The organism is Novosphingobium sp., from assembly GCF_965229225.1.
Taxonomy (GTDB): Bacteria; Pseudomonadota; Alphaproteobacteria; order Sphingomonadales; family Sphingomonadaceae; genus Novosphingobium.
In genome coordinates this window covers 397957-422164 of the sequence record NZ_OZ245867.1, presented here as the reverse complement: position 1 = coordinate 422164, position 24208 = coordinate 397957, and the positions used below count along the sequence as shown (strand labels likewise).

General features: G+C 64.9%; 25 protein-coding genes and 1 tRNA gene. 13 read left to right on the top strand and 13 right to left on the bottom strand.

The annotated features are described in order from the left end of the window. Window positions 1-43: 43 nt before the first annotated feature. From dusB to hflX, 7 genes are all read left to right on the top strand, one after another. On the top strand, window positions 44-1072 hold the full coding sequence (dusB, locus tag ACO06X_RS01655) for a tRNA dihydrouridine synthase DusB (protein ID WP_421838281.1): 1029 nt from the start codon (window positions 44-46) through the stop codon (window positions 1070-1072). Continuing rightward, a complete protein-coding gene (locus tag ACO06X_RS01650; RefSeq protein ID WP_421838280.1) occupies window positions 1069-2184 on the top strand; it encodes a two-component system sensor histidine kinase NtrB in 1116 nt (371 codons plus the stop codon). The genes dusB and ACO06X_RS01650 overlap by 4 nt, the downstream gene beginning before the upstream one ends. Then, window positions 2181-3614: a sigma-54-dependent transcriptional regulator gene (locus ACO06X_RS01645; protein ID WP_421838279.1), complete on the top strand. Its 1434-nt coding sequence runs from the start codon at window positions 2181-2183 to the stop codon at window positions 3612-3614. The genes ACO06X_RS01650 and ACO06X_RS01645 overlap by 4 nt, the downstream gene beginning before the upstream one ends. Before the next feature lie 111 nt (window positions 3615-3725). Then, on the top strand, window positions 3726-5993 hold the full coding sequence (locus ACO06X_RS01640; RefSeq protein WP_421838278.1) for a sensor histidine kinase: 2268 nt from the start codon (window positions 3726-3728) through the stop codon (window positions 5991-5993). Between the two features lie 26 nt (window positions 5994-6019). After that, window positions 6020-7405 carry a sigma-54-dependent transcriptional regulator gene (locus tag ACO06X_RS01635; RefSeq protein WP_421838277.1) on the top strand — a complete coding sequence of 462 codons (1386 nt, stop codon included), beginning with the start codon at window positions 6020-6022 and terminating at the stop codon, window positions 7403-7405. A 238-nt stretch (window positions 7406-7643) separates the two neighbouring features. Next, complete coding sequence (hfq, locus tag ACO06X_RS01630; protein WP_421838276.1) at window positions 7644-8219, top strand: RNA chaperone Hfq; 576 nt, start codon at window positions 7644-7646, stop codon at window positions 8217-8219. 22 nt (window positions 8220-8241) lie between these two features. Then, on the top strand, window positions 8242-9579 hold the full coding sequence (gene hflX, locus ACO06X_RS01625) for a GTPase HflX (protein WP_421838275.1): 1338 nt from the start codon (window positions 8242-8244) through the stop codon (window positions 9577-9579). A gap of 3 nt (window positions 9580-9582) precedes the next feature. Here hflX and mazG read toward each other — a convergent pair whose 3' ends face one another. Genes mazG through ACO06X_RS01575 form a run of 10 tightly spaced genes read right to left on the bottom strand, consistent with a single transcriptional unit; the run spans window position 9583 to window position 18622 of the window. Continuing rightward, complete coding sequence (gene mazG, locus ACO06X_RS01620; protein WP_421838274.1) at window positions 9583-10386, bottom strand: nucleoside triphosphate pyrophosphohydrolase; 804 nt, start codon at window positions 10384-10386, stop codon at window positions 9583-9585. Between the two features lie 56 nt (window positions 10387-10442). Continuing rightward, the gene (locus tag ACO06X_RS01615; protein ID WP_421838273.1) at window positions 10443-10613 is read right to left on the bottom strand and encodes a hypothetical protein; all 171 of its coding nucleotides are present in this window, start codon (window positions 10611-10613) and stop codon (window positions 10443-10445) included. Then, a complete protein-coding gene (locus ACO06X_RS01610) occupies window positions 10610-11377 on the bottom strand; it encodes an MBL fold metallo-hydrolase (protein ID WP_421838272.1) in 768 nt (255 codons plus the stop codon). The genes ACO06X_RS01615 and ACO06X_RS01610 overlap by 4 nt, the downstream gene beginning before the upstream one ends. Beyond that, complete coding sequence (locus ACO06X_RS01605) at window positions 11374-12150, bottom strand: TatD family hydrolase (RefSeq protein ID WP_421838271.1); 777 nt, start codon at window positions 12148-12150, stop codon at window positions 11374-11376. Before ACO06X_RS01605 ends, ACO06X_RS01610 begins: the two co-directional genes overlap by 4 nt. Further along, window positions 12150-13712, bottom strand: coding sequence for a methionine--tRNA ligase (gene metG, locus ACO06X_RS01600; protein WP_421838270.1), 1563 nt, complete (start codon window positions 13710-13712; stop codon window positions 12150-12152). The genes ACO06X_RS01605 and metG overlap by 1 nt, the downstream gene beginning before the upstream one ends. Window positions 13713-13761: 49 nt before the next feature. Beyond that, the gene (locus tag ACO06X_RS01595) at window positions 13762-14718 is read right to left on the bottom strand and encodes a DNA polymerase III subunit delta' (protein ID WP_421839833.1); all 957 of its coding nucleotides are present in this window, start codon (window positions 14716-14718) and stop codon (window positions 13762-13764) included. Then, window positions 14715-15341: a dTMP kinase gene (gene tmk, locus ACO06X_RS01590; protein WP_421838269.1), complete on the bottom strand. Its 627-nt coding sequence runs from the start codon at window positions 15339-15341 to the stop codon at window positions 14715-14717. Before tmk ends, ACO06X_RS01595 begins: the two co-directional genes overlap by 4 nt. 7 nt (window positions 15342-15348) lie before the next feature. Further along, on the bottom strand, window positions 15349-16512 hold the full coding sequence (locus tag ACO06X_RS01585) for a D-alanyl-D-alanine carboxypeptidase family protein (protein ID WP_421838268.1): 1164 nt from the start codon (window positions 16510-16512) through the stop codon (window positions 15349-15351). A 54-nt stretch (window positions 16513-16566) separates the two neighbouring features. Further along, on the bottom strand, window positions 16567-17586 hold the full coding sequence (locus tag ACO06X_RS01580; protein WP_421838267.1) for an SPOR domain-containing protein: 1020 nt from the start codon (window positions 17584-17586) through the stop codon (window positions 16567-16569). Continuing rightward, a complete protein-coding gene (locus ACO06X_RS01575; protein WP_421839832.1) occupies window positions 17570-18622 on the bottom strand; it encodes a lytic murein transglycosylase in 1053 nt (350 codons plus the stop codon). Before ACO06X_RS01575 ends, ACO06X_RS01580 begins: the two co-directional genes overlap by 17 nt. Before the next feature lie 166 nt (window positions 18623-18788). Between ACO06X_RS01575 and ACO06X_RS01570 the strand changes: the two genes are divergently transcribed. Next, window positions 18789-18878, top strand: a tRNA-Ser gene (locus tag ACO06X_RS01570). 181 nt (window positions 18879-19059) lie between these two features. Here the strand turns inward: ACO06X_RS01570 and ACO06X_RS01565 are convergent. Further along, window positions 19060-19302: a hypothetical protein gene (locus tag ACO06X_RS01565; protein WP_421839831.1), complete on the bottom strand. Its 243-nt coding sequence runs from the start codon at window positions 19300-19302 to the stop codon at window positions 19060-19062. 359 nt (window positions 19303-19661) lie between these two features. On the opposite strand from ACO06X_RS01565, the gene ACO06X_RS01560 reads away from it, so the two are divergent. From ACO06X_RS01560 to ACO06X_RS01540, 5 genes are all read left to right on the top strand, one after another. Further along, on the top strand, window positions 19662-20162 hold the full coding sequence (locus ACO06X_RS01560) for a YHS domain-containing (seleno)protein (protein ID WP_421838266.1): 501 nt from the start codon (window positions 19662-19664) through the stop codon (window positions 20160-20162). Window positions 20163-20251: 89 nt separating this feature from the next. Further along, on the top strand, window positions 20252-20548 hold the full coding sequence (locus tag ACO06X_RS01555; protein WP_421838265.1) for a DUF2282 domain-containing protein: 297 nt from the start codon (window positions 20252-20254) through the stop codon (window positions 20546-20548). A gap of 24 nt (window positions 20549-20572) precedes the next feature. After that, on the top strand, window positions 20573-21448 hold the full coding sequence (locus tag ACO06X_RS01550) for a DUF692 domain-containing protein (protein WP_421838264.1): 876 nt from the start codon (window positions 20573-20575) through the stop codon (window positions 21446-21448). Further along, window positions 21448-22197: a DNA-binding domain-containing protein gene (locus ACO06X_RS01545; RefSeq protein ID WP_421838263.1), complete on the top strand. Its 750-nt coding sequence runs from the start codon at window positions 21448-21450 to the stop codon at window positions 22195-22197. Before ACO06X_RS01550 ends, ACO06X_RS01545 begins: the two co-directional genes overlap by 1 nt. Continuing rightward, window positions 22194-22661, top strand: coding sequence for a DoxX family protein (locus ACO06X_RS01540; RefSeq protein ID WP_421838262.1), 468 nt, complete (start codon window positions 22194-22196; stop codon window positions 22659-22661). The genes ACO06X_RS01545 and ACO06X_RS01540 overlap by 4 nt, the downstream gene beginning before the upstream one ends. On the opposite strand, the gene ACO06X_RS01535 is transcribed toward ACO06X_RS01540, so the two are convergent. Then, a complete protein-coding gene (locus ACO06X_RS01535) occupies window positions 22658-23554 on the bottom strand; it encodes a LysR family transcriptional regulator (RefSeq protein ID WP_421838261.1) in 897 nt (298 codons plus the stop codon). The genes ACO06X_RS01540 and ACO06X_RS01535 overlap by 4 nt on opposite strands. Before the next feature lie 170 nt (window positions 23555-23724). Next, window positions 23725-24189, bottom strand: a complete 465-nt coding sequence (locus tag ACO06X_RS01530) for a DUF1348 family protein (RefSeq protein WP_421838260.1) — start codon at window positions 24187-24189, stop codon at window positions 23725-23727. Window positions 24190-24208: the final 19 nt, after the last annotated feature.

Here is a 24208-nt window from a genome sequence, read left to right as displayed (position 1 = left end):
GCGCAATCGACTAAGCGCATGCCTCTTTTTTAGGCAGACCCTGATGAGTGAACTTCCCGCCCCGCCCGAGCTCAAGCCGATCATGGTCGGCCCCTTGCGCATCGCGCAGCCCGTGGTGCTCGCGCCGATGACGGGCGTTTCGGATCTGCCGTTCCGCACCATGGTCCGCCGCTTCGGCTCGGGCCTCAACGTGACCGAGATGATCGCCAGCCCTGCCGCGATCCGCGAGACGCGCCAGTCGATCCAGAAGGCCGCTTGGCACCCGACCGAAGAGCCTGTCTCGATGCAGCTCATGGGCAACGAGCCCGCGCAAATGGCCGAAGCGGCGCGGATTTCCGAAGCCAAGGGCGCGGCGATCATCGATATCAACATGGGCTGCCCGGTGCGCAAGATCGTCAGCGGCGATTGCGGATCGGCGCTGATGCGCGACATCCCGCTCGCCACCGCGCTGATTGAGGCGACGGTCAAGGCGGTCAAGGTTCCGGTCACGGTCAAGATGCGCATGGGCTGGTGCCATGATAGCCTCAATGCCCCCGAGCTTGCGCGCATTGCGCAGGATCTTGGCGCGCAGATGATCACCGTCCACGGCCGCACCCGCAACCAGATGTACAAGGGTTCGGCCGACTGGCGCTTCGTGCGCCGCGTGAAGGACGCCGTCTCGATCCCCGTGATCGTCAATGGCGACATCTGCGGGATCGAGGATGCCGCGCAGGCCATCGAACAGAGTGGCGCAGACGGCCTGATGATCGGGCGCGGTGCCTATGGCCGCCCCTGGCTGCTCGGCCAGGTCATGCACTGGCTGGATACCGGCGAAAATCGCCCGGACCCTGCCATCGCCGAACAATATGCCCTGATCACAGAGCATTACCACACAATGCTCGAGCACTATGGCACGGTTACAGGCGTGAACATGGCGCGCAAGCACCTCGGCTGGTACACCAAGGGCATCCCGGGTTCGGCCGAATTCCGCAACCGCGTGAACTTCATCGACGATCCCAAGGCCGTGCTCGCCGCACTGGCTGAATTCTACGGCCGCGCCATGGCTGCCCCCGCAAACCGCGCGGCGGCATGAGCGGTCCGGCCGACTGGCGCAAGGTCGGCGACAGCTCGCGGCCCGATGCCAAGCGCATCGTTGCCAGCCTTCCGCTGGCGGTGTTCACGCTTGCGCCCGATCTGACCATCGCCGCCGCCAACCCCGCCGCCGAACAACTGGCAGGGCAGGGCGCCCGCAGGCTCTTCGGCAAGGCTGTTGAGGATGTGTTCGCCTTCGAAGAGCCGCTGATCCTGCGCCGCCTCGCCGAGGGTGAGGCCCAGCTTCTGGCACGCGATTCGCTCGTCCGCATCCTCGGTGCGCCCGCGCGCCGGATTGACGTCATGACATCGCCGGTTGCCTATTGCCCGGGCTGGCAGCTTCTCGCACTCAGCGAAGGTGTCGGTGTGGAGGCGCTTTCCGGCGACGGCGGCGGTGCCGGGGCGGGGGAGGGCACGCCGCTGCGCGCGCCCGAAGTGCTCGCCCACGAAATCAAGAACCCGCTCGCCGGTATCCGCGGCGCCGCGCAGCTGCTCGGTCGCAAGCTGGGCGAAACCGACCGTGCGCTGACCGAACTGATAACCGGCGAAGTCGACCGCATCGCCAAGCTTGTCGACCAGATGCAGTCGCTCTCCCGCCGGGGCCGCGAGCCGGGAACGGCCTGCAATCTCCACGAAGCGGTGCGCCGCGCACAGGCCGTGGTGGCCGCCGGACATGGCGGGTTCGTGGTCGAGGAGGAGTTCGATCCCTCGCTCCCGCCGGTCATGGCCAATCCCGATGCACTAGTGCAGGTTCTGCTCAACCTTTTCACCAATGCGCGGGAGGCTTGCGAAACCGCACGCGAGCCGCGCATTGCCGTGCGGACGCGCTTTGCCAGCGGCATTCAGCTCCACGCAGGTCCGGGCGGCAAGCCGCTGCGCCTGCCGATCGAGCTGCGCGTCAGCGACAATGGCCCCGGCATCGATCCGGCGCTGCGCGATCACATCTTCGATCCCTTCGTGACGGGCAAGAAAAACGGGCAGGGCCTTGGCCTTGCCCTCGTCCAGAAGCTGGTGCGCGAAATGAACGGGCGCGTGACGCACGACCGCGACGATCTGCGCGGATGGACGCACTTTCGCCTGCACCTGCCCGTCGCCGGAAGCGCCAAGCCATGAAGAGCCGCATTCTGCTCGTGGAGGATGATGCCTCCATCGCGCTCGTCATCACCGCCGCGCTCGAGGCCGAAGGTTATGATGTCTTTCGTTGCGCTTCGATTGCCGATCGTGACGGGCTGCTCGCGGAGCGACAGTACGGCCTGATGCTCACCGACGTGGTGCTGACCGACGGCGACGGCATGGAAACGCTGGGCCGCGTGCGCGAGGCTGCCCCGCACATGCCGGTGATCATCCTGTCTGCGCAAAACACGCTCGATACAGCTGTGCGCGCAAGCGATACCGGCGCTTTCGAATACTTCCCCAAGCCTTTCGATCTCGATGAACTGGTCCGCACCGTACGGCAGGCGATTGGCGCCAGCGAGAGCGCCAGCCTCGATGACGTGGCCGAGGACGTTGCGCCCGGCCTGCCACTCGTCGGTCGCAGCCTTGCGATGCAGACGGTTTATCGGATGATCACGCGAGTGCTGCGCAATGATCTGACCGTGCTGATCCTGGGCGAATCCGGCACCGGCAAGGAGCTGGTGGCCGAGGCGATCCACCAGCTCGGCAAGCGCAGCGCGGGGCCCTTTGTGGCCGTCAATACCGCCGCCATTCCCGGCGACCTCATTGAAAGCGAGCTGTTCGGCCACGAGAAGGGCGCCTTTACCGGGGCCGTCACCCGCCGCATCGGCAAGTTCGAGCAAGCGCGCGGCGGCACGCTCTTCCTCGACGAGATCGGCGATATGCCGCTCGAAGCGCAGACCCGGCTGCTGCGTGCGCTGCAATCGGGCCGCATCCGCCGTGTCGGCGGGACCGAGGAAATCACGCTCGATTGCCGCATCGTCGCGGCAACCAACCGCGATCTTGAACCGATGATCGCCGCCGGCATGTTCCGTGAGGATCTCTACTACCGGCTCGCTGTCGTGCCGATTTCGCTGCCGCCCTTGCGGGAGCGGGCCGACGACATCGAAGCGCTGGCCCGCCACTTCCTCGTCCGCGCGGCGGGTGAGGGGCTGCCCCGCCGCCAGCTTACCGCAGCCGGTGCCGCGCTGCTGGCACGCCAGCCCTGGCGCGGCAACGTGCGCGAGCTGCGCAATTTCGTCTATCGCCTCGCGCTGCTCGCCCGCGACGAAGTGATCGATGCGGCGACCATCGAGCCGCTGCTGGCGCAGGACCGCGCGCAGCCGCAACCCGGCCTTGCTTCACCGGCAGTCGCCGCTGATTTCGCCGAAGCGCTGGCCAACTGGCTCGCGCAGGAAAAGCCGGGCGAGGGCGAACTCTACAGTGCCGCCCTTGCCGCGTTCGAGCGCCCGCTGTTCCTGCATGCGCTCGCGGCCACCGGCGGCAACCAGCTGCGCGCTGCGCGCCTGCTCGGGATAAACCGCAACACGCTGCGCAAGCGCCTGTCCGAACTGTCGATCGATCCAGAAGAAGCGGTCGCGCGCGGCTGACGGCTTCTGGACCCCCGTCACCCGGGGGCCACATGTCGTTTGCCGCGATTATAGGTTGCTTCGTCGATTCGGCTTGCAATGGTGCAACAGCAGTGTTGTACATCCGCAACGATGGTTCAGAACGGCAAAGGCGGCATGCGGCGCTCACCGAGGTGGTATCGCCGCCTTCTGGTGATGATGCGCCGCGCCAACGTTTTCCGGCTGCTGGAAATGACCGCGACCATGGCGCTGGCGCTGATGGTCACTGTCACCTGGATGGCGCTTTCCTCCAACGGCAACGCCAACCAACTGCTGCCCTCGCGGCTCACCGCCAGCCTGCTGATCGGTACTCTTGTGCCCGCGATGGCACTGATCGTGCTCATCGGCCGCCGGCTCGCGCTGCGCCGCGCGGCGCGCAGCGTGCTGGGAAGCAGTGGGCGGCTCCACGTGCGGCTCGTCTGGCTCTTCTCGCTCATCGCCGCGATCCCCACGCTGCTCGTGGTGGTTTTCGCCTCGCTGCTGTTCCAGTCAGGGGTCGAGTTCTGGTTCTCAGACAACTCGCGCGGCATGCTGGAGAATGCCAACAGCCTCGCGCGGGGCTACTATGCGGACAAGCTGCGCGATGTTGGCAACGAAAGCGTTGCGATGGCGGGGGACCTGCGCGATTATCTTGGGCAGGCAGCGATCACCAGTCAGGAGTTCGCCGAGGGCTATTCGTGGCAGGTCATCAACCGCAGGCTCAACGAATCCGCGATCATCGAAAAGGGCCCTGACGGCACCCTGCGTACCGCTGCCATCGTCGATCAGGCGCGCAGCGAGCAGCGCGAGCGGATCACGCCGGCTGAGCTCGCGCGGATCGATGGGGGCGAGCCCGTAGTCGTCACCGCTTCGGCCGCCCGGATCGAGGCCGTCACCCCGGTCGACCGGACGCGCGGCATCTACCTCTATGTTGCCCGCAATTCCGATCAGCTGGCGCTCAACCAGTGGCAGCGTGCGCAAAGCGTGCTCAAGGCCTACGATTTCCTCTCCCGCCGCGCCCGCGCGCTGCAGCTGCGGTTCAACATCGCGCTGCTGGTAATCAGCCTTGCGCTCGTTGCGCTCGCCGTATGGGTCGCGCTGCGCTTTGCCGACCGGCAGGTGGCCCCGCTGATCGAACTCGTCTCGGCCGCGCGTAACGTCGGCAGCGGCAATTTCGAGATGCGCGTACAGCCCGGCAACGGTACCGATGAGGTTGGCCTGCTTGCGCGCGCGTTCAACCGCATGACCGCGCAGCTGGAGGCGCAGACCCAGGCCCTCGTTAGCGCCAATGCCCAGCTCGAGGTGCGCCGCGCCTTCATCGAAGCGGTGCTGGAATCGATCACGGCGGGCATCGTCTCGATCGACCGCGAAGGCGCGATCCGCCTGATGAACAGCTCGGCCCAGACCTTGCTGCAGCCGGCGCGGGCGGATGAGAACGTCCCCAATCCCATCGGCGCACCGCTGGCCGATATCGCGCCGCAACTGGCCCAGTTCGTCGCCGGCGGCGAGCGCAGCGGCGTTGTTCACTATGCCAAGGGCGGGGACCTGCTGACACTGGCCGTCAAGGTCACGGCAGACCGCAACGGCCACGTAATCACCTTCGAGGACATCACCCGCCAGCTGCTCGACCAGCGCCGCGCGGCATGGTCCGACGTTGCCCGCCGCATCGCGCACGAGATCAAGAACCCGTTGACCCCGATCCAGCTGGCGACCGAGCGCCTCAAGCACCGCTACCGCCGCCAGATCGAGACCGACCCCGAACTGTTCGAGGAACTGACCGCCACGATCATCCGCCAGGTTGGCGATCTGAGGCAGATGGTGGACGAGTTTTCTTCGTTTGCGCGCCTGCCCAAGCCGGTGTTCCGCGCAGAGGATGCCAGCGACCTCGTCCGGCAGGCGCTGTTCCTGCAGGAAGTGGCACACAGCGACATCACCTTCACCTTCGAGGGCGAGGCGCAGGTGCCTGTCGAGGCCGACCGCCACCAGATCGGCCAGGCGATGACCAATGTGCTCAAGAACGCCATCGAAGCAATCGAGCAACGCGCCAAGGCGGAAGATATCGCCTATCGCGGCCGCATCGCGGTGAGCCTCGCCGCAGACCGTCATGCCGTCACCGTTACCATCGCCGACAATGGTGTGGGCCTGCCGGCCGAACGCGACCGCATTCTCGAACCCTACATGACGACGCGCGAGAAGGGCACCGGGCTCGGCCTCGCGATCGTCAACAAGATCGTCGAGGAGCACGGCGGCGCCATGGCGTTCGCTCCCAATGAAGCGGGCGGCACTTCGGTCATCATGCGCTTTGCCCGCAATCCCACCGCGGCAGAGGCCGTCACCGATACGCCGGTAGCCCCTGCCACGCCCATTCCCGTCAACCGCTAGACCAGACCTTCAGGACCAACCGACCAATGGCACTCGATATCCTCATCGTGGACGACGAACGCGATATCCGCGAACTTGTCGCCGGCGTGCTCAGCGACGAAGGCTACGGCTGCCGCACCGCGGCCGACAGCACCGCCGCGCTCGCCGCGGTGGACGAGCGCCGACCCAGCCTCGTCCTCCTCGACGTCTGGCTGCACGGCAGCCCGATGGACGGGCTTGAAGTGCTCGACGAGATCAAGAAGCGCGAACCCGAACTGCCGGTGATCATCTTCTCCGGCCACGGCAACATCGATACCGCAGTCTCCGCGATCGGGCGCGGCGCGATGGATTTTCTCGAAAAGCCGTTCGAGGCCGAGCGCCTGCTGCTCCTTGTCGAGCGCGCGACCGCGACCGAACGCCTGCGCCGCGAGAACGCGCGGCTACGGCAGGGCCTTTCGATGGCCGATGGCTTCACCGGCAATTCCAGTGCGATCAATGCCGTGCGCGCAACGTTGAAGCGCGTGGCCAACACCGGAAGCCGCCTCCTTATCACCGGCCCGGCAGGCTCGGGCAAGGAAGTCGCCGCGCGCCTGCTCCATTCGTGGAGCCCGCGCGCCGATCACGCCTTCGTCACTGTCAATTCCGCCCGTATCACCCCGGAACGCTTCGAGCAGGAACTGTTCGGCGAGGAAATCGACGGCAAACTGGTGCGCGCCGGGCTGCTCGAAATGGCCGACGGCGGCACGCTGTTTCTTGACGAAGTCGCGGAAATGCCCGCCTCCAGCCAGGCCCGCATCTTGCGCGTGCTCACCGAACAATCGTTCGTGCGCGTGGGCGGCCACCGCCAGATCCGCGTCGATGTGCGCGTGGTTTCCTCCACCTCGCGCCCGCTCGAAAAGGAAATCGCCGAGCGCCGCTTCCGCGAAGACCTTTTCTACCGGCTCAATGTAGTCCCCGTCTCGATCCCATCACTGATCGAGCGACGCGAGGATATCCCCGCGCTCGCGGACCATTTCTTCTCGCGCTACGCCAACGAACAGGGCGTGCAGCCACCCGCGATCTCGCCCGAGGCTATCGCCGCGATGCAGAGCTACGATTGGCCCGGCAACGTGCGCCAGTTGCGCAACGTGGTCGAGCGCACGATCATTCTTGCCCCGCGCGAGCGGCTCACCCGCATCGATGCAGATATGTTGCCGGCCGAAATCGTCACCACCCGGCTTGGCGGCGATTCAAGCACTTCGGCGCTGATGGGGGTGCCCCTGCGCGAGGCGCGCGAGAATTTCGAGCGCGAGTACCTCAAGGTCCAGATCCGGCGGTTTTCCGGGAACATCTCGAAGACCGCGAGCTTCATCGGCATGGAGCGCTCGGCCTTGCACCGCAAGCTGAAGCTGCTCGGCATGGCCGAGCGGCGCGAGGACGAAGAGCTGGATTGAGCTGTCCCAGAGCGGGCCCAGAGCACGCGGGCGCGCAGATTGCTCCATTTTGCCCCTATACTAAGACATGAACCCGGCATAGGATGATGGTTGCTGACCGGCTGTGGCGCCGCGCAAACCCTTGATCAGATTCGGCTTTGGCCGATGAAGAAATAGGGTGAGTGCGGGCCCTGCCAGATCGTGTCTGAACGCCCGAGAGCGTTACGGCACCAAAAAAAAGACGAAAGGACATACCAAAATGACCGGCAGAACCCTCTCTGCGCGCCCGCGCACCAAGGTTGAAACCGCCCCCGCACCCGAAGCCGCCGCAACGCCGCCGGTTTCGCTCGTTGCCGGAAAGGGACAGAACCTTCAGGATGTATTCCTCAACTTCTTGAGAAAGAACAAGATTCCCGTCACCATGTTTCTCGTGAAGGGCGTCAAGTTGCAGGGCATTGTCACCTGGTTCGATAACTTCTCCATTCTTCTGCGCCGCGATGGCCAGTCGCAGCTGGTCTACAAGCATGCGATCTCGACGATCATGCCGGGCCAGCAGCTTGCCGCCGCGCACTTTGCGCCGAGCAACGACGAAGGTGCGAAGAAGCGACTGCTGCAGGACGTGTTCCTCTCCAGTGTGCGCGATGCCGGCGTGCAGGTGACGATGTTTCTGGTGAACGGCGTCATGCTTCAGGGCCGCGTTGCTGCCTACGATCTGTTCTGCATGCTGCTTGAACGCGAAGGCTATGTGCAGCTCGCCTACAAGCATGCTGTTTCGACGATCCAGCCCGCTGGCCACGTCGACCTTTCCGGTGAGTGGGACGGCGAACCATCCTGACCATTGAAACAGGCCGAACCGCATGAGCGGATTTGAATTCGGCCGGGAAACCGAGCTTGTCGGGGAAGTGACACGCGGCGCCCGCGCCGTCGTTGTCCTCCCCGATTTGCGCCAGCGTGGCGGTTTGGACGCCGAATCCCGTCTGGAAGAAGGGCAGGGGCTGGCCCGCGCGATCGGCATTGATGTTGTCGATGCCTTCGCGCTGCCAATCCGCACGGTCCGCCCCGCCACCCTGTTCGGCGAAGGTCAGGTCCAGAAGATTGCCGTCGCCATTGCGCAGTCTGATGCCGAACTCGTCATCGTCGATGGCGCGCTCTCGGCAATCCAGCAGCGCAACCTCGAGGACAAGCTCGAACGCAAGGTGATCGACCGCACCGGGCTGATCCTCGAAATCTTCGGCGAGCGAGCCGCCACGGCCGAGGGACGGCTGCAGGTTGAACTCGCGCACCTCGATTATCAGGCTGGCCGCCTCGTGCGCAGTTGGACCCACCTTGAACGCCAGCGCGGCGGCTTCGGCTTCCTCGGCGGTCCGGGCGAAACGCAGATCGAGGCCGACCGCCGCCTGATCCGTGGCCGCATGGCCCGCATCCGGCGCGAGCTCGAACAAGTCCGCCGCACCCGCACGCTCCACCGCGAGCGCCGCCAGCGCGCGCCGTGGCCGGTGATTGCGCTCGTTGGCTATACCAACGCAGGAAAATCGACGCTTTTCAACCGCATGACCGGTGCGGATGTCATGGCCGAGGACCTGCTCTTCGCCACGCTCGATCCCACGATGCGGGCAATCCGCCTGCCGGGCCTCGAAAAGGCGATCCTCTCCGACACGGTGGGGTTCATTTCGGAACTGCCGACGCAGCTTGTTGCCGCCTTCCGGGCGACGCTGGAGGAAGTCACTGCGGCTGACGTCATCGTCCACGTGCGCGATATCGCCAATCCCGCCACATCCGCGCAGAAGCTCGAGGTCGAGGAAATCCTCGCCGATCTGGGGGTGATCGGGGAGGAGGGGGCGTCGGTTCCGATCATCGAGGCGTGGAACAAGTGGGACCTGCTCTCTGAAGATGACAGCGCCATGCGCCGCGATCTGATTGCCGCCGGGGTGCCCGATCGGCAGGTCGTGCCAATCTCGGCGCAAACGGGCGAGGGGGTCGAGAAGCTCGTTGCGCTGCTGAGCGAATTGCTTACCGGCGGCGCGCGGATACTCGAACTCTCGGTGCCGATGGCGGACGGCCAGAAGCTTGCGTGGCTTCACGCACACGGCGAAGTGATGTCCGAGGTGCAGATCGAGGACGAAAATGGTGCGCCGGTGCAGCGTTTGACCGTGCGCCTGACGCCGCGAGAGCTAGGGCGCTTCGTCCAGCTTTAAGCGTCAGCGCTCGGCGGCCTTGACCTGCTGCCACAGCGCTTCCTGCGCTTCGAGCGAAAGCGAGGGGAAATCGGATCCCGCCAGCGCTTCCATCCCACGAAACCGCCGTTCGAACTTGGCATTGCCATGGCGGAGCGCATCCTCTGGCGCGATCCCATATCTGCGCACCAGATTGACCGCGGCGAAGAGCAGATCACCGGCTTCATCGAGCCGCTCGGCCGCGTTCGTGGCGGCAGCCAGCTCTCCGATCTCCTCGATCACCTTGGCGCGCGGGCCTTCGGTGTCCGGCCAGTCGAAGCCCACCCGAGCGGCGCGTTTCTGGAGCTTTTCCGCGCGCATCAGCGCGGGCAGCGCCAGCGCCACGCCGTCGAGCGCGCTCATTGCGCCCTTGGCTTCGCGTTCGGCGGCCTTCTGCGCTTCCCAGCGCACTTCACGCGATTGGCCGTGATCGGCCGCATTGTCGAAAATGTGGGGATGCCGCTCGGTCATCTTGTTCGAGATGGCGTGGGCCACGCCATCAAAATCGAACGCGCCCAATTCTTCGGCCATGCGCGCATGGAACACGACCTGGAGCAGAAGATCGCCGAGTTCCTCGCACAGCGCGGCCAGATCATCACGTTCGATCGCATCGGCCACTTCGTAGGCTTCCTCGATCGTATAGGGCGCAATGGTCTGGAAGTTCTGGGCAACGTCCCATTCGCAGCCCGTCGCGGGATCGCGGAGCCGCGCCATGATCGCCAGAAGCCGAGCAATTCCCGAAACTGCGGCTGCATCCATAGCGGGGGAGACCTCGGGAGAGACGCGCATAAGGACCGATCCTTGAGTTCGATAATATTTATTATGTTAAATGAAAGAGTGACGACTCAGCGCCGATACCCCGCAAACGCCAGCGCTGCCGCCAGGATAATCACAACCCAAGCCCCAGCCATCATCATGCCCGACGACGGCTTCATCCCGCGCAACCTGCCGTTTGCCAAGACAAGCACCAGCGCCATCACGATCCCGATCAGTGCGACGAACTTGTCCGGTGTCACAGCTCGATTTCCATCCCGTCATAGCCGGGCTCGACGTGCCCCGGTGTTTCATCGCACAATGTCCGGTAGTCCATGCTCTTGTCGAGATGCGTCAGCACAGCGCGGCCCGCGCGGCAGGCTTCGACCAGCTCAAGTGACATCGCCAAATGCGCGTGCGTGGGATGCGGCTGCCGGCGCAAGGCATCGACCACTAGCACATCGACCCGGTCGAACAGTGCCACCATCTCGCCGGTAATCGCACTGAAGTCCGTCGCGTAACCGATTGACTTTCCGTCCTGATCAAAGCGGAAAGCGGTCGTCTGCGCAGGACCATGCGGCATCTGGCAATGCGTTACGCCAATGCCGGCGACCATCCGTACACGGTCCAGATTGTCGAGATTGCAGATCGTCGGATAGCCATGTTGCCCTGCAAAGACATAACCGAAGCGCAGCCGCAACCGTCGCACCGTCTCATCCGCGGCATAGCCGGGGATCGGCGCACCGCGACCCATGCGCAGCGGCCTCAGGTCATCGATGCCGTGCGTGTGATCGGCATGGTCATGCGTCCACACCACGCCATCGATCCGCCCGATTCCGGTCGCGAGCAACTGGTGGCGCAAGTCCGTGGGCGTATCCACGAGGATCCGTCCGCCATCCACGCCTTCGACCATGATCGCGACCCGCGTGCGCCGGTTGCGCGGTTCCTCGGGATCGCAATCACCCCAATCATTGCCGATGCGCGGCACGCCCGTGGATGTCCCGGACCCCAGGACAGTCAGTTTCATGCCCGCGCCTTGCCAAACAGGCGGAAGAAATTGGCGCCCGTCTGTTCGGCAACCGCTTCCGCCGTCGTCCCCCGCAATTGGGCGACAAAGGCGCAAGTATCGGAAACAAATGCCGGCTCGCAGACCTTCCCCCGATGCGGCACCGGCGCGAGGAACGGGGAATCGGTTTCAACCAGCAGCCGATCATCGGGTACTTCGGCAGCAAAGGCCTGCAAGTCCTTGGCATTCTTGAAGGTCACGATGCCCGAGATCGAGATCGTGAGCCCAAGCGCGAGCACAGCCCGGCCGAATTCCGCGCTCGCGGTGAAGCAATGGATCAACGCCGGGAACGTACCCTTGGCCATTTCCTCGCTGAGGATCCGCAGCGTGTCATCCTCGGCATCGCGCGTGTGGATCACGATCGGCAGGCCGGTTTCGCGCGCCACGCCGATATGTACGCGGAACAGGTCCTGCTGCACCTGCCGGTCGGAATGATCGTAGAAGTAGTCGAGCCCGGTCTCACCGATCGCGATCACCTTGGGATCGGAGGATGCCGCCCGCAGCGCCTCCGCGCCAAGATCGGCGTGTGCATCGGCCTCGTGCGGGTGGATACCGATGCTGGCCCAGACGTCCGCCTCGCGGTGTGCCGTCGCTACCACCGCATCCCATTCGCTCTGCCGTGTCGAGATATTGAGGAAACCCTGCACCCCGCGCGCGCGGGCGCGCGTCAGCACTTCGGCCTGCGTTTCGATCAGGCCCTTGTAGTTGAGGTGGCAGTGCGAATCGATCAGCATCAGCCCGCGTCTTCCTCGACCAGTTCGAGCCGCGGGAATGCCGGACTCGGTGCCGCAAGCCGCTCGCCGTTGGCGACGCGCGCGAGGAACCAGTCCGCCTGCGTCAGTGCGGTGATGCCGCGCTCGTCGCCCGGAATACCAAGCTGATCCAGCACTTTGTCGGCCGCTGTTGGCACCACCGGTCGGATCGCGATGGTGAGATCGCGGATCGCCATGAACAGTGTCATGAGGACGGCGCGCATCCGCTCCGGATCGCTCTTGCGCAGCGCCCAGGGCGCCTGTTCGTCGACATACTGGTTGCAGGCGAACACGCCGCGCATCCACGCCTCGATCCCGGCGGAGAAGTTCAGTGCGGCAAACTCGCGCGGCAAGTCGTCATGACAGGCCGCGAACACGGTGGCGAGCAGCTGGTCGTCCGCCTCGGCGCTCGCAAACTTGGTAATTTCGCCGTCCATGTTCTTGAAAATCATGGAAAGTGTGCGTTGCACCAGATTGCCGTAGCTGTTCGCCAATTCGGCGTTGCAGCGGGTCACGATCGCCTCGGGCGAATAGGAGCCGTCCTGCCCGAACACCACGTCGCGCATCAGGAAGTAGCGCAGCGCATCGACGCCAAACCGCTCGGCCAGCGTCAGCGGATCGGTCACGTTGCCGAGCGACTTCGATTCCTTCTGCCCACGGTTGAGCAGAAAGCCATGCCCGAAAACCTGCTTGGGCACAGCCAGCCCGGCGCTCATAAGGAAGGCTGGCCAGTAGATCGTGTGGAAGCGGACGATATCCTTGCCGATGAGGTGGAGATCGGCCGGCCAGTACTTCGCGTAATCCCCTGATTCGTCTGGAAAACCGAGGCCGGTGATGTAGTTCGTCAGCGCATCGACCCACACGTACATGACATGGTTGTCGCTGCCCGGCACCTTGACGCCCCAATCAAAGCTGGTGCGTGAGACCGAAAGATCGCGCAGCCCCTGGCTGACGAACGCAATCATCTCGTTGCGCCGGCTTTCCGGGCGAATGAAATCGGCATTGTCGCGCATCAGCGCGAGCAGCGGCTCCTGATACTTCGACAGGCGGAAGAACCAGCTTTCCTCGACCGTCCACTCGACCGGCGTGCTCTGGGGCGAGAGCTTCTCCCCCCCTTCCCCGTCGATCAGCTCGCTCGCGTCGTAATAGGCCTCGTCGCGCACCGAGTACCAGCCCTCGTACCGATCAAGGTAGAGGTCGCCGTTCGCTTCCATGCGCCGCCACAGTTCCTGCGTCGCGGCATGGTGGCGCGGCTCGGTGGTGCGGATGAACACGTCGTAATCGACGTTGAGAGCATCGGCCATCGCAATGAAATGACTGGTCATTTCATCAGCGAGCTCGGCCGGCGTCACGCCCATGTCGCGGGCCTTCTGCGCCATCTTCAGGCCGTGCTCGTCCGTCCCGGTCTGGAAGCGCACGTCGCGCCCCATTGCCTTGTGGAAGCGCGCGATCACGTCGGCGGCGATCGCCTCATAGGCGTGGCCGATATGCGGCTTCCCGTTGGGATAGCTGATGGCGGTCGTGATATAATAGGGCTCGCCCATGGGCTGCGACTGTCCTTGGCTGCGGGAAGGCCTGCGGGGTCGGATTCCCTCAGGCCGCGCTCTCCCTAGTGCGCACCACCGATGCCAGCAAGCCGCCGATTTCCAGAAGCAGCAGCGCGGGCTCGAAGTTGTAGGTCGGCGCCTGCGCCGCGAGCGTCGCCAGCGACGCATGCGCCTCGACGATCCGCAGGCGCGTTGCGTCATCGCTTCGGGCCATGGCCGCCACCAGCACGCGCCGCGCCGCCTCGATCGCAGCCAGCAGGCGCTCGCGATCGGGCCGCTGGCCAAGCGCGGTTGAAAGCTCCCCCCGCAGCGAGAGATCGGGATCGCCTTCCGCGACAAGCCGGACCATGATCTGCCAAGCCGTACCAAGCCCCATCTCGGCAAAGGCAAGCGCGGCACCGGGCGCGCCGCTTCCGGCGGAAATGGCCGCATCCAGCGCCGCTCCGCTCAATTCCGGCGCAGCCCGGGTGAGCGCCCGCGCCATTTCGTCCGGATCCAGCGGATGAAACCGCAGCACCGTACAGCGCGACCGTACTGTAGGGAGCAGACGGCCGATCTGGTGGCTCACCAGCAGGAAGAACGTGCCGACAGGCGGTTCCTCGAGGCTCTTGAGCAGTGCGTTGACGGCGCCCTTTTCCAGGTCATCCGCCGCATCGATGATGACCGCGCGCCGCGCCCCCAGCGTTGGGCGCGTCACCAACCGCCGCTGCACGCCGCGGATCTGGTCGACGCTGATGTTGCGCTTGCGGGTATAGGCCTTCCCGTCGTCGCGCTTTTTCGCTTCATCCTCGTTGCTGGGCAGCGGCTCCAGCAAGTGGATGTCGGGGTGCATTTCCGGTGCGGGCTGCGGCACGCCCGGTTCGGCGACGAGTTCCGCCGCCGCCGCGCGGGCGAAGCTGGCCTTGCCAAGACCCTCACGCCCCGCCAGAATCCAGCCGTGATGCATGCGCTGCCCTGCCCGCGCCGCGCGCCAGACGCTCCACGCTTCGTCATGACCGATCAGGGACACAGGCTGTCCACCGCCGCCAGCACCCGCGCATGCACCGCCTCGGGCGCGCCGTTGGCCGCAATCAGGGCGAAGCGCTCCGGTTCGGCCTCGGCGTAGCGGCGGAAGGCATCGGCGACCCGCGCGTGATAGTCTGCCGCGCGCCCGCCGATCCGGTCGAGCGCGCCGGCATCGCGCTGCTCCACTCGCCTCGCGGCCTCGGCGGGATCGAGCGTCAGCAGCACTGTGCAATCGGGCAGCAGCCCCGCGCTGCCGATCCTGTGCAGGGTGAGTATATCGGCATCGTCCAGCCCGCTGCCGCCGCCCTGATAGGCGCGGCTGCTATCCAGATAGCGGTCGCACACCACCCAGGCCCCGCGTGCCAGTGCCGGGCGGATGAGCGTCTCGACATGGTCCGCGCGCGCCGCTGCAAACAGCAGGGCTTCCGCCCGCGTCCCCCAGCCAGGCCCCTCCTTGTCGAGCAGCAGCGCCCGGATCGCCTCAGCACCCGGCGTGCCGCCCGGCTCGCGCGTGCTGACGACTTCCAGCCCCCGCGCGCGCAGGGCCTCGGCCAGCAAGCGGCTCTGGGTCGATTTACCGACCCCTTCCCCGCCCTCGAAAACGATGAACTTACCGGTCATTGGCCGGTCATTGCCCCAGCATCGCCAGCAGGCCGTTGCGCAGCCGCGCCAGCGCTCCTGCTTCGGGCACGGCGTCCGCCGCCACCAACGGCAGGCGCGTCTCGCCTTCCCCCGGCACTCGCACGACGAGGGTTGCCACTTCATCGCCCTTGGCAATCGGTGCGCGCAGCGGCCCCTTGTAGCGCACACTGAGCGCATAGCGCGCGCCAGCGCCCCTCGGCAGCGTCAGCGCCAGCGGATGCGGCGCGGCGAGGCCGACACTGCGCACCTCGCCGCCCTGCACTTTGGCCGTGCCGATTCTGGCCCCTTGCGCGAAAAGCGGATGCGCCTCGAACGCCGCAAAACCCCATTCGAGAAATGCGCGGGATTCTCTGGTGCGGTCAACCGGACGGTCATAACCTCCGACCACCATCATCAGCCGCCGTCCGTCACGGATCGCAGAGCCGACAAGGCCATAGCCCGCTTCGTTGGTGAACCCCGTCTTCACCCCGTCCGCGCCATCGACATGGCCATAGAGCGGGTTATGGTTTGGCTGTTCGATCCCGCGAAAGGAGAGCCTCTCGTGCCCGTAGAAGCGTGCATAGAGATCGGGATGCCGCGTGATCAGGGCGGTGCTCAGAATGGCGAGATCGGCGGCGGAGACATACGTCTCCCCCTCATCCATCCAGCCATTGGCGGTGTTGTAGTGGGTGTCCTTCATGCCGAGCTTCTTGGCTTCGGCATTCATCATCTCGGTAAACGCGCCGACATTTCCCGCCACGCCCTCCGCCAGCACGACGCAGCCATCGTTGGCCGAAACCGTGACAATGCCCTCCAGCAGTTCGGCCACAGATGTGTCGCTGCCATCGGCAAGGAACATCGTGCTGCCCACCCGGTGCCACTTGCGGAAGGCCTCGTGGCTCATCGTGAAGCGCTGGTCGAGCTTCAGCTTGCCCGCCTTGATCAGCTCGAAGGCGACATAGCTCGTCATGATCTTGGTGAGCGAGGCCGGCACAAAGCGCCGGTGCGACTGGCGCTCGAACAGCACGCGCCCACCGTTGACATCAATCAGCAGGGCGATGGGCGCGGAAACCTGTGGCATCGCGAGCGCAGATTGCGGTGCCGCCTCCGGCACAGGAGCCGCCGCGCGCACGGGCAGAGCGGCCAGCGCGGCGATCAGCACAGCGGTCACGATCCTCGATTTCAAGCGCCGTCCTCGTTTAGTGCGAGACCGCGCCGGACGAGACTAGTCGCGCACGATCCGGGCACCCGCATAGCCCGCGGCGCGCGCCTTCGCCAGTCCGCGTTCCGCCTCATCCCCGGCAGAAAACGGCCCGCTGCGGACACGCCACAGCGATCCTGCCTGCACCAACGATCCGCCCGCCTTGCGCGCAGCTGCCTCGGCATTTGAACGCTGGGAAAACGCGCCGATCTGTACAAAGTAACGCGCTGTTGCCGCAGCAGGGCGTTTTGGCGGTGCGGCCGGTAATGCAGGCTTTGGCGCAGGAGCGACGGCCTCTGGCTTCGGAGCCGTTTTGGCAAGGGGTTTCGGAGCCGGCTTCTCGGAGACAGGGGACGCCTTCGGGGCAGGCTTGGCCGGCGGCGCAGACTTGGTCGGCGGCGCAAACGGGGGGGTGGTTGCCCCATCGACTTGCGCCGGACGGATCGTCACCGGAAGGTCCGCAACGGGCGGCTCCAGCCCCAGCTTGCGGCGCAGCGCGGCCAGCAGACCCGCCGGTGTATCCATACGTGGCGGCACCGCCTGGCCTGCGCGCAGCAGCGCCCGTTCGGGCTCGGGCGGATTGACCCGCCGCACCCGCACCGGCGCGGAGGCACCGCCCGGCAGGCCGAGTTGCGCCCAGGCCAACGGAGAGAGCGCAACAAGCCCATCACCGCTCATCGGCCCGCGCCGGTCGATCCGCACGAGGATCGTCCGCCCGCTCGAAAGCGATGTCACTTCGACATAGCTCGGGACCGGTAACGTGCGGTGGGCGCCGTTGATACGCGGCGCAGCACCTTCGTCCGCGCCCATCGGGAGGGCCTTGCCCACGGCATCGTAGTTCAGCGTGTCTGCCGGGGTGTAGGTGACGCCGTCGACCACGAAGGCATCGCCCAGCGTGACCGGATAGTCGCCCGCCGGCCCCATGACATCGGGCGCCGCCGCCTTGCGCTCACGCGCCGCCGCATCGTTCGCTAAACCGGCTCCCAGCGCCAGCACCAAGGCCAGCGCCAGAACCGCATTGTTCCTGTTAACGGGCAATTTCATCAGCCAGAAGTCCCACCGAGAGGGCGTAGAGATTCGAGCAGTTGTAATCGAGGATGACTCGATAATTTCCGGTTAGCAGGTAAGCCGTCTGGCCGGGGCCATCAGGTTCGAGCAGGCTGGCGAGCGTATCATCCGCCAGAGTCGGTGCGCGCGGCACCACACCGAGCGCCTTCCATTCCCGCACCGTCTTCCACCGCGAATGCCGCGCAAAGACTTGCGGGCAGCGCGGGCTGGCCAGCGCCGTGCCCAGCGATGGGCGGTCGATCGGCAGCGTCACGTCCGCCGCCACGCCCCAGGGCTCCCCTGCCCGCCATCCGGCGTCGCGGAAGTAATTGGCGATCGAGGCGAGCGTGTCCGGCCTGCTTGCCCAGATATCGGCAAACCCATCGCCATCGCCGTCCTGCGCCACGCGCAGATAGACCGAGGGCAGGAACTGCGGATTGCCGAACGCACCGGCCCAACTGCCCACAAGCTTGGCGCGCGGCACGCCGCGGTCGACCATCTTGAGGAGCGCAATGAACTCCTCCGCAAACAGCGCCCGCCGCCGCCCCTCATAAGCCAGTGTGGCAAGTGAGCGCGCGAGATCGAAATCGCCGGTATAGGAACCGTAGTTCGTTTCATGCCCCCAGATCGCCAATACGATCTTGGGCGGCACGCCGTAGCGCTGCTCGATGCCGGCCAGCGTCTCGGCCGAGGCGAGATACTGCCGCCGCCCTCCGGAAATTCGCGCCGCATCGACATGCGTGCGGCGATATCCGGCAAAGGCAGGGATCGACGAGGACGCCCCCGGCTGCGCGCGATCCAGCGCGATGACGCGGGGGTTTTCGGTGAGGCCGGCCATCACCGAGGCGATGGTCTCCTCGCGCACGCCATCCGCCCGCGCCTTGGCCGCAAGGTACTGGAGATAGCCCTGAAAACCTGCCGCCGCCTCGTCTCCCTGCGCTCCGGCGGGTCCGGCCAAAAGCGATAGCAACAGCGCGGCAAGCGCAGCCCGGAGAAGGCCAGGCAGGCGGGGAACATGAAAACGGAGTGGCATTGGCATCGTGCCATGACAGTCGCACAGCGCGGCGGCGCTGGGAATCCCTCAATCGATGAATCGCGTGGGAAGCGCCGCAAGGCACCGCGCTCAGGCCTTGGCGTGCAAAATTGCTTTGCGCGGCCCCACCGGCCCGCTATCGGCATGCCGACGCGCATGGCGCTGCGGACAGGTGGCCGAGTGGTTTAAGGCAGCGGTCTTGAAAACCGCCGTGGGTGGAAGCTCACCGTGGGTTCGAATCCCACCCTGTCCGCCATTTAACTTTGATTTTATTTGATAAAATTCACGGTTTGGAACTTTGCCCACGAATATGCCCACGATAGACTTGCGGCGGTAGGCGGCTCGCATCGAACGCGGGCGAATTGTCGAGCGCCCCGCTTTTTCAAAATCACCACCAGCGGCGCGCCAGGTTTTTGCCAACCATTTTCCAGAACCTGTCACCAGCATGGGATCGGGGGCTGAATTACCTCGCAAGGGGGGCAGGCTAAGGGAAGGACCCGGGACTTCTGGCGAGGGATCACCGCCAGCGTCCTCCCATATCGATCGACCCCGAGCCGCTGCACCTGCACCGCTCCGGTTGCGAGGAAAGCCCGCAAGGTCTCCCGAGCGCGCCAGCCCTTGGCATAGGGCAAGCGACTGTCCTCGCGCTTGGGGGAACCGGGAAGCTCGGGAGCGTCGATATTCGCAGGGCGGAAAGCTGCCTGTCTCCCCTTTGCGGTGGAAGGCGCACGGCTGACGGAATCGGAGCCTCGAAATCGTTACGGAGACATCTCGCTTCGCGTTCGCCGGAACGGTTCAATCCAATCCGCCCACTCCTTCCGATGGATGCCCTCGCTTTGACCTTGGTCCGGCGTTATCCGGCGCATCGAGTGTCTCTGCGCCTGCATGCCCTTTTTATTCCAATTCTCGCATCAATCCATTCCGCACTAAGTCCATTCATCCGCTGAACTGCTGCGTCTAGTTAGTGCCTCGCCCGGAATGACCGGGAGAAACCCAATGACCGTCCCATCTGTCGACGGCCAGAGTTGGAGACACTACCATGATCACCCGCACGAGCCGCAGCCTGCTTGCTGCCCTTGGCCTCGTCGTTGCAGCGACCGCCATCCCCTCGACCCCTGCTTTTGCGGTTGTCGACGATTCAACCGCCGCGGTGAACACCGACCAGCAGGGCATCGCGCTGCATGGCTATGACCCGGTTGCCTATTTCACTGCAGGCGCGCCGGCGAAGGGCAGCACGAAATTCACGGCGACCTATGATGGCGCGCGCTACTACTTCGCCAGTGCCGAGAACCTGCACAAGTTTCAGGCGAACCCCGCCGCTTTTGCCCCGCAATACGGCGGCTTCTGCGCCATGGGCGTGGCCCTGCACAAGAAGCTCGATGGCGATCCGAACGTCTGGAAGATCGTCGATGGCAAGCTGTACCTCAACGTCAACGCGGACGTCTCGGTCGCCTGGCAGCGCGACATTCCCGGCAACCTCGCCAAGGCCAACGAGGAATGGCCCACCATCAAGAATGCGACCCCCGCTTCGCTGAACTGATCGCGCTGGGCCAGAACTGGCCCAGAACCGGCGGCGGGGTTAGCCCCGCCGCCATCAGCCGGCTTTCCCCCTTTCAAGGATCTGACACCATGAACATCACCCGTTCCGCCTTCATTGCCGGTGCTGTGGCGACGGCGCTGGCCGGTCTGGCACCGCAGGCTTCCGCCGCAGGACGTCCGCCGCAGGAGAAGTGCTTCGGCGTTTCGCTGGCCGGTTACAATGACTGCGCCGCCGGGCCTGGCACTTCTTGCGCCGGCACGTCCAAGCGCGACTACCAAGGCAACGCCTGGAAGCTGGTACCCAAGGGCACCTGCACCACGCTCAAGTCGGCCACCTCGTCGACTGGCTTCGGCCAACTTGCCGAATTCAAGGAAGTTCGGCGCTGATACACGCCAAGGGAGCAACCGACCATGAAAGAGCCCATCCCCTCGTCAGGGCTGGCCGGACTGCCCCTGGGCGTGGGGATCGGCCTCAAGCGCGAACACTGCCAAGCGCTTCTGGCCGATCCTTCGCCGGTGGACTTCGTCGAAGTCCACGCCGAAAACTTCATGAGCGACGGCGGACCGAACCTCGTCCTGCTTGACCGGATTGCCGAAACCTGGCCGCTGTCAATCCATGGCGTGGCCCTGTCGCTTGGCGGTGAAGCCCCGCTGGACCTTGACCACCTCAAGCGCTTGCGCCGTTTGCTGGACCGCGCGCAGCCTGCATCCTTTTCCGAGCATCTGGCCTGGTCCTCGCATGATGGGGTCTATTTCAATGATCTCCTGCCGGTGGTCTACGATACCGTCACACTGGGTCGGGTGATCGATCACATCGATTTGGCGCAAGGCTATCTCGGCCGGCGCATACTGCTGGAAAACCCGTCTACCTATGTGGAGTATGGGCGCAGCACCTGGCACGAGGCCGAGTTTCTTGGCGAAATCGCGCGCAAGACCGGTTGCGGCCTGCTGCTCGACCTCAACAATCTCTACGTTTCTAGCCAGAACCACGGCTGGGAGATTGGCGACTGGCTCAATCGCTATCCGCTTGGGCGGGTCGGCGAAATTCATCTCGCGGGGCACGAAGGTGTCGTGGACGAGGCCGGTCAACCGCTCCTGATCGACAGTCATGGCGATCAGATTGCGGAGCCCGTCTATGATCTCCTCGCACAAGTCACTGCGCTCGCTGGCCCTCGGCCGGTGCTGATCGAACGTGACAACAATGTGCCACCGTTAGGGGATCTCTTGCAGGAAGTCATGCTGGTCCGGAACTTTCAGGCCTGCGCAGCCCGATTCGAGGTAGCGTGATGCAATCGCTCCTCGCCCGGGCGCTCCTTGCCCCACAGACTGAAGCCGCCGCGACCATGCGTGCGGCAAGTGGTCGCTTCAACGTGTACCGCAACACCTACCTGATCACGCTGCGCAATGCGCTGCGTTCGATATTCCCGGCGGTCGAACGTCTCGTCGGGGAGGAATTCTTTGCCGCGCTCGCCGGCACTTTTGCCGAACAGCATCCACCCCGATCACCCATCATGGCGCGCTATGGCGATGCGTTCCCCGACTTCATCAAGCACTTCGCTGCACTGGATGACTATCCCTATCTGGCTGACGTAGCCCGCCTCGAATTTGCCCGTGTGCAAGCATACCATGCAGCCGACGCCGGCAGGTTCGATGTGGATGGCGCGGAGAGCGCGATGGCCGCGCTGGAACATCCTGTCCGTTGGCACCCCTCGGTACGCGTCATAGCCTCAGCCTCTCCGGTCCATTCGATCTGGCAAGCGCAGGTGGATGAACACGAACACGCCCCGGATGACTGGCTTCCGGAAACTGCACTGGTCTGGCGCCGCGGCACAATCGAAACCGTCGAGACGATGCAGATCGACGCACAGGCGAACGCGATGCTTGTGCATGTCGCCAACGGATCGAGTTTCGCAGCGCTGCTTGAAGACTGTGCAGACCAGCAAGCGGCCACCCGCCTCGTGACGCAATTTGTCGAACTGGCAGCCGCCGGAATTCTCGTACCCGCATCACTTATCGACCACGGAGAAAATCCATGAGCCCGCAATCCAACGCCCTCGCAAGCCCCGTTGCCCTCCTCGACAGAATACCGACCGATCTGGTTCAACTGGCCCTGCGCGGCGGTCTTGCCGGGATCTTCTGGAGTTCAGCCCGCACCAAGGTCGAGGGGCTGCTGACCATTTCCGACAACACCTACTTCCTGTTCGAGGAAGAATACCGGCTGCCGTTGATCGCTCCTGATCTCGCTGCTCATCTCGCGACTTATGCCGAACACCTTCTGCCGGCGATGCTGCTCCTGGGAATTGGCTCACGGTTTGCAGCGCTCGGGCTGTTCATCATGACCCTGACGATCCAGCTGTTCGTCTATCCCGACGCATTCCTCTCAACCCATCTTGGCTGGTTCGCACTGGCCCTTGCGATAATGGGTCGCGGTCCCGGCCGGATATCCCTCGACTATCTGCTGGCCCGCAAAACGGAAAGCCGCACCAGCCCGACCGCCTAGTTGATCAACCGGTTCGCCCGTAGTCGCTCGGCCGCAAGATCGATGAAGGCGCGCACTTTTGCAGATGCGCGCCGACCTTCCGGGTGGACAATGTGGATGGGCAGGGGCTCCTGCTCGAAGTCAGCCAGCACCGTCTGCAACCGGCCTGCAACCAGATGTTCACCGATCTGATAGGACAGCACCCGCGCCAGCCCCCAGCCATCCAGCGCAGCGCGAATGACCGCATCGTACGTGCTGCAGAACAAGCGCGGCTTCACATGGACGCGCTGCTTCTGGTCCTGCCCGAACTGCCAGTCGAGCGCGGCGAAGGATCCCGTGGCCGCGGTGATGCTGTGCTGGGTCAGATCGGCGGGGCTGCGCGGCACGCCGTGCGCTGCGAAGTAGGCCGGGGCGCCGCAGATCACCTGCCGCACCCTACCAACTTTTACCGCGCTCTGGCTTGAATCCGGCAGATGGCCGATGCGGATCGCCACATCGATGCCCTCATCGACGAGGTTGACGACCCGATCGACGAACAGGCCCCTGACCGTCACATCCTGGTGGTCCCGCAGGAATTCGGTCAGGATCGGCACCATGAACTGCTGGCCGAACAAAACGGACGCCGTCACATTGAGGACACCGGTCGGCCGGACGTAGGACCCCGAAGCAGCAGCCTCCGCTTCCTCGACATCGGCTAGGATCTTGCGGCAATCTTCAAAATAGCGGCTCCCGGCCTCAGTCAGCCGGACCACTCGTGTCGTACGGGTGAACAAGCGTGTGCCGATCTGTTCTTCAAGCGCCGAGACAGCACGCGTTACGGCCGGAGGACTCATATGCAACTGCCTGGCGGCCTCAGCGAAGCTGCTGGTTTCCGCCACCTTCACGAAGGTTTGCATTGCTTCAAGCTTGGCCATGCCACTTCCCGCTGTCCGGTGTTTGCACAGCAGTGCCCCGGCTTTCGGCGCGGTGCAAGAATATTCCAGAATACGGAATAGTTTGGCAAGCTCAGGCCATGGACCTTTTTCCGGAGTCAAAAGGCGCAAGCGCGTAGCGCCTGCGCCTTGACCGCGGTCAGAGCCCCAGTTCAGAGACCCAGATCAGAGAGACCGGGATGATCGTCTGGCCGGCGCCCCAAGGGCCAGCGGAACTTACGCTCTGCTTCGGTGATGGGATGTTCGTTGATGCTGGCGAAACGGCGACGCATCAAGCCGTCTTCCACGAATTCCCAGTTCTCGTTGCCATAGGCGCGGAACCAGCTGCCGCTGTCGTCGCGGTATTCATAGGCATAGCGTACCGCGATGCGGTTTTGCGTGAATGCCCATAGCTCCTTGATCAGCCGGTAGTCGATCTCCCTTGCCCATTTGCGCTCCAGAAACGCCTGCGCTTCACCGCGCCCGCGCGGGAACTCAGCGCGGTTCCGCCAGGTCGTGTCCTCGGTATAGGCAAGCGCGACTTTCGCGGCGTCGCGGCTGTTCCAGCCATCTTCGGCCAGACGCACTTTCTCGCGCGCGGTTTCTTCGGTGAAGGGGGGAAGCGGGGGGCGGGACATGGCAGGCTCCATTGGCGGG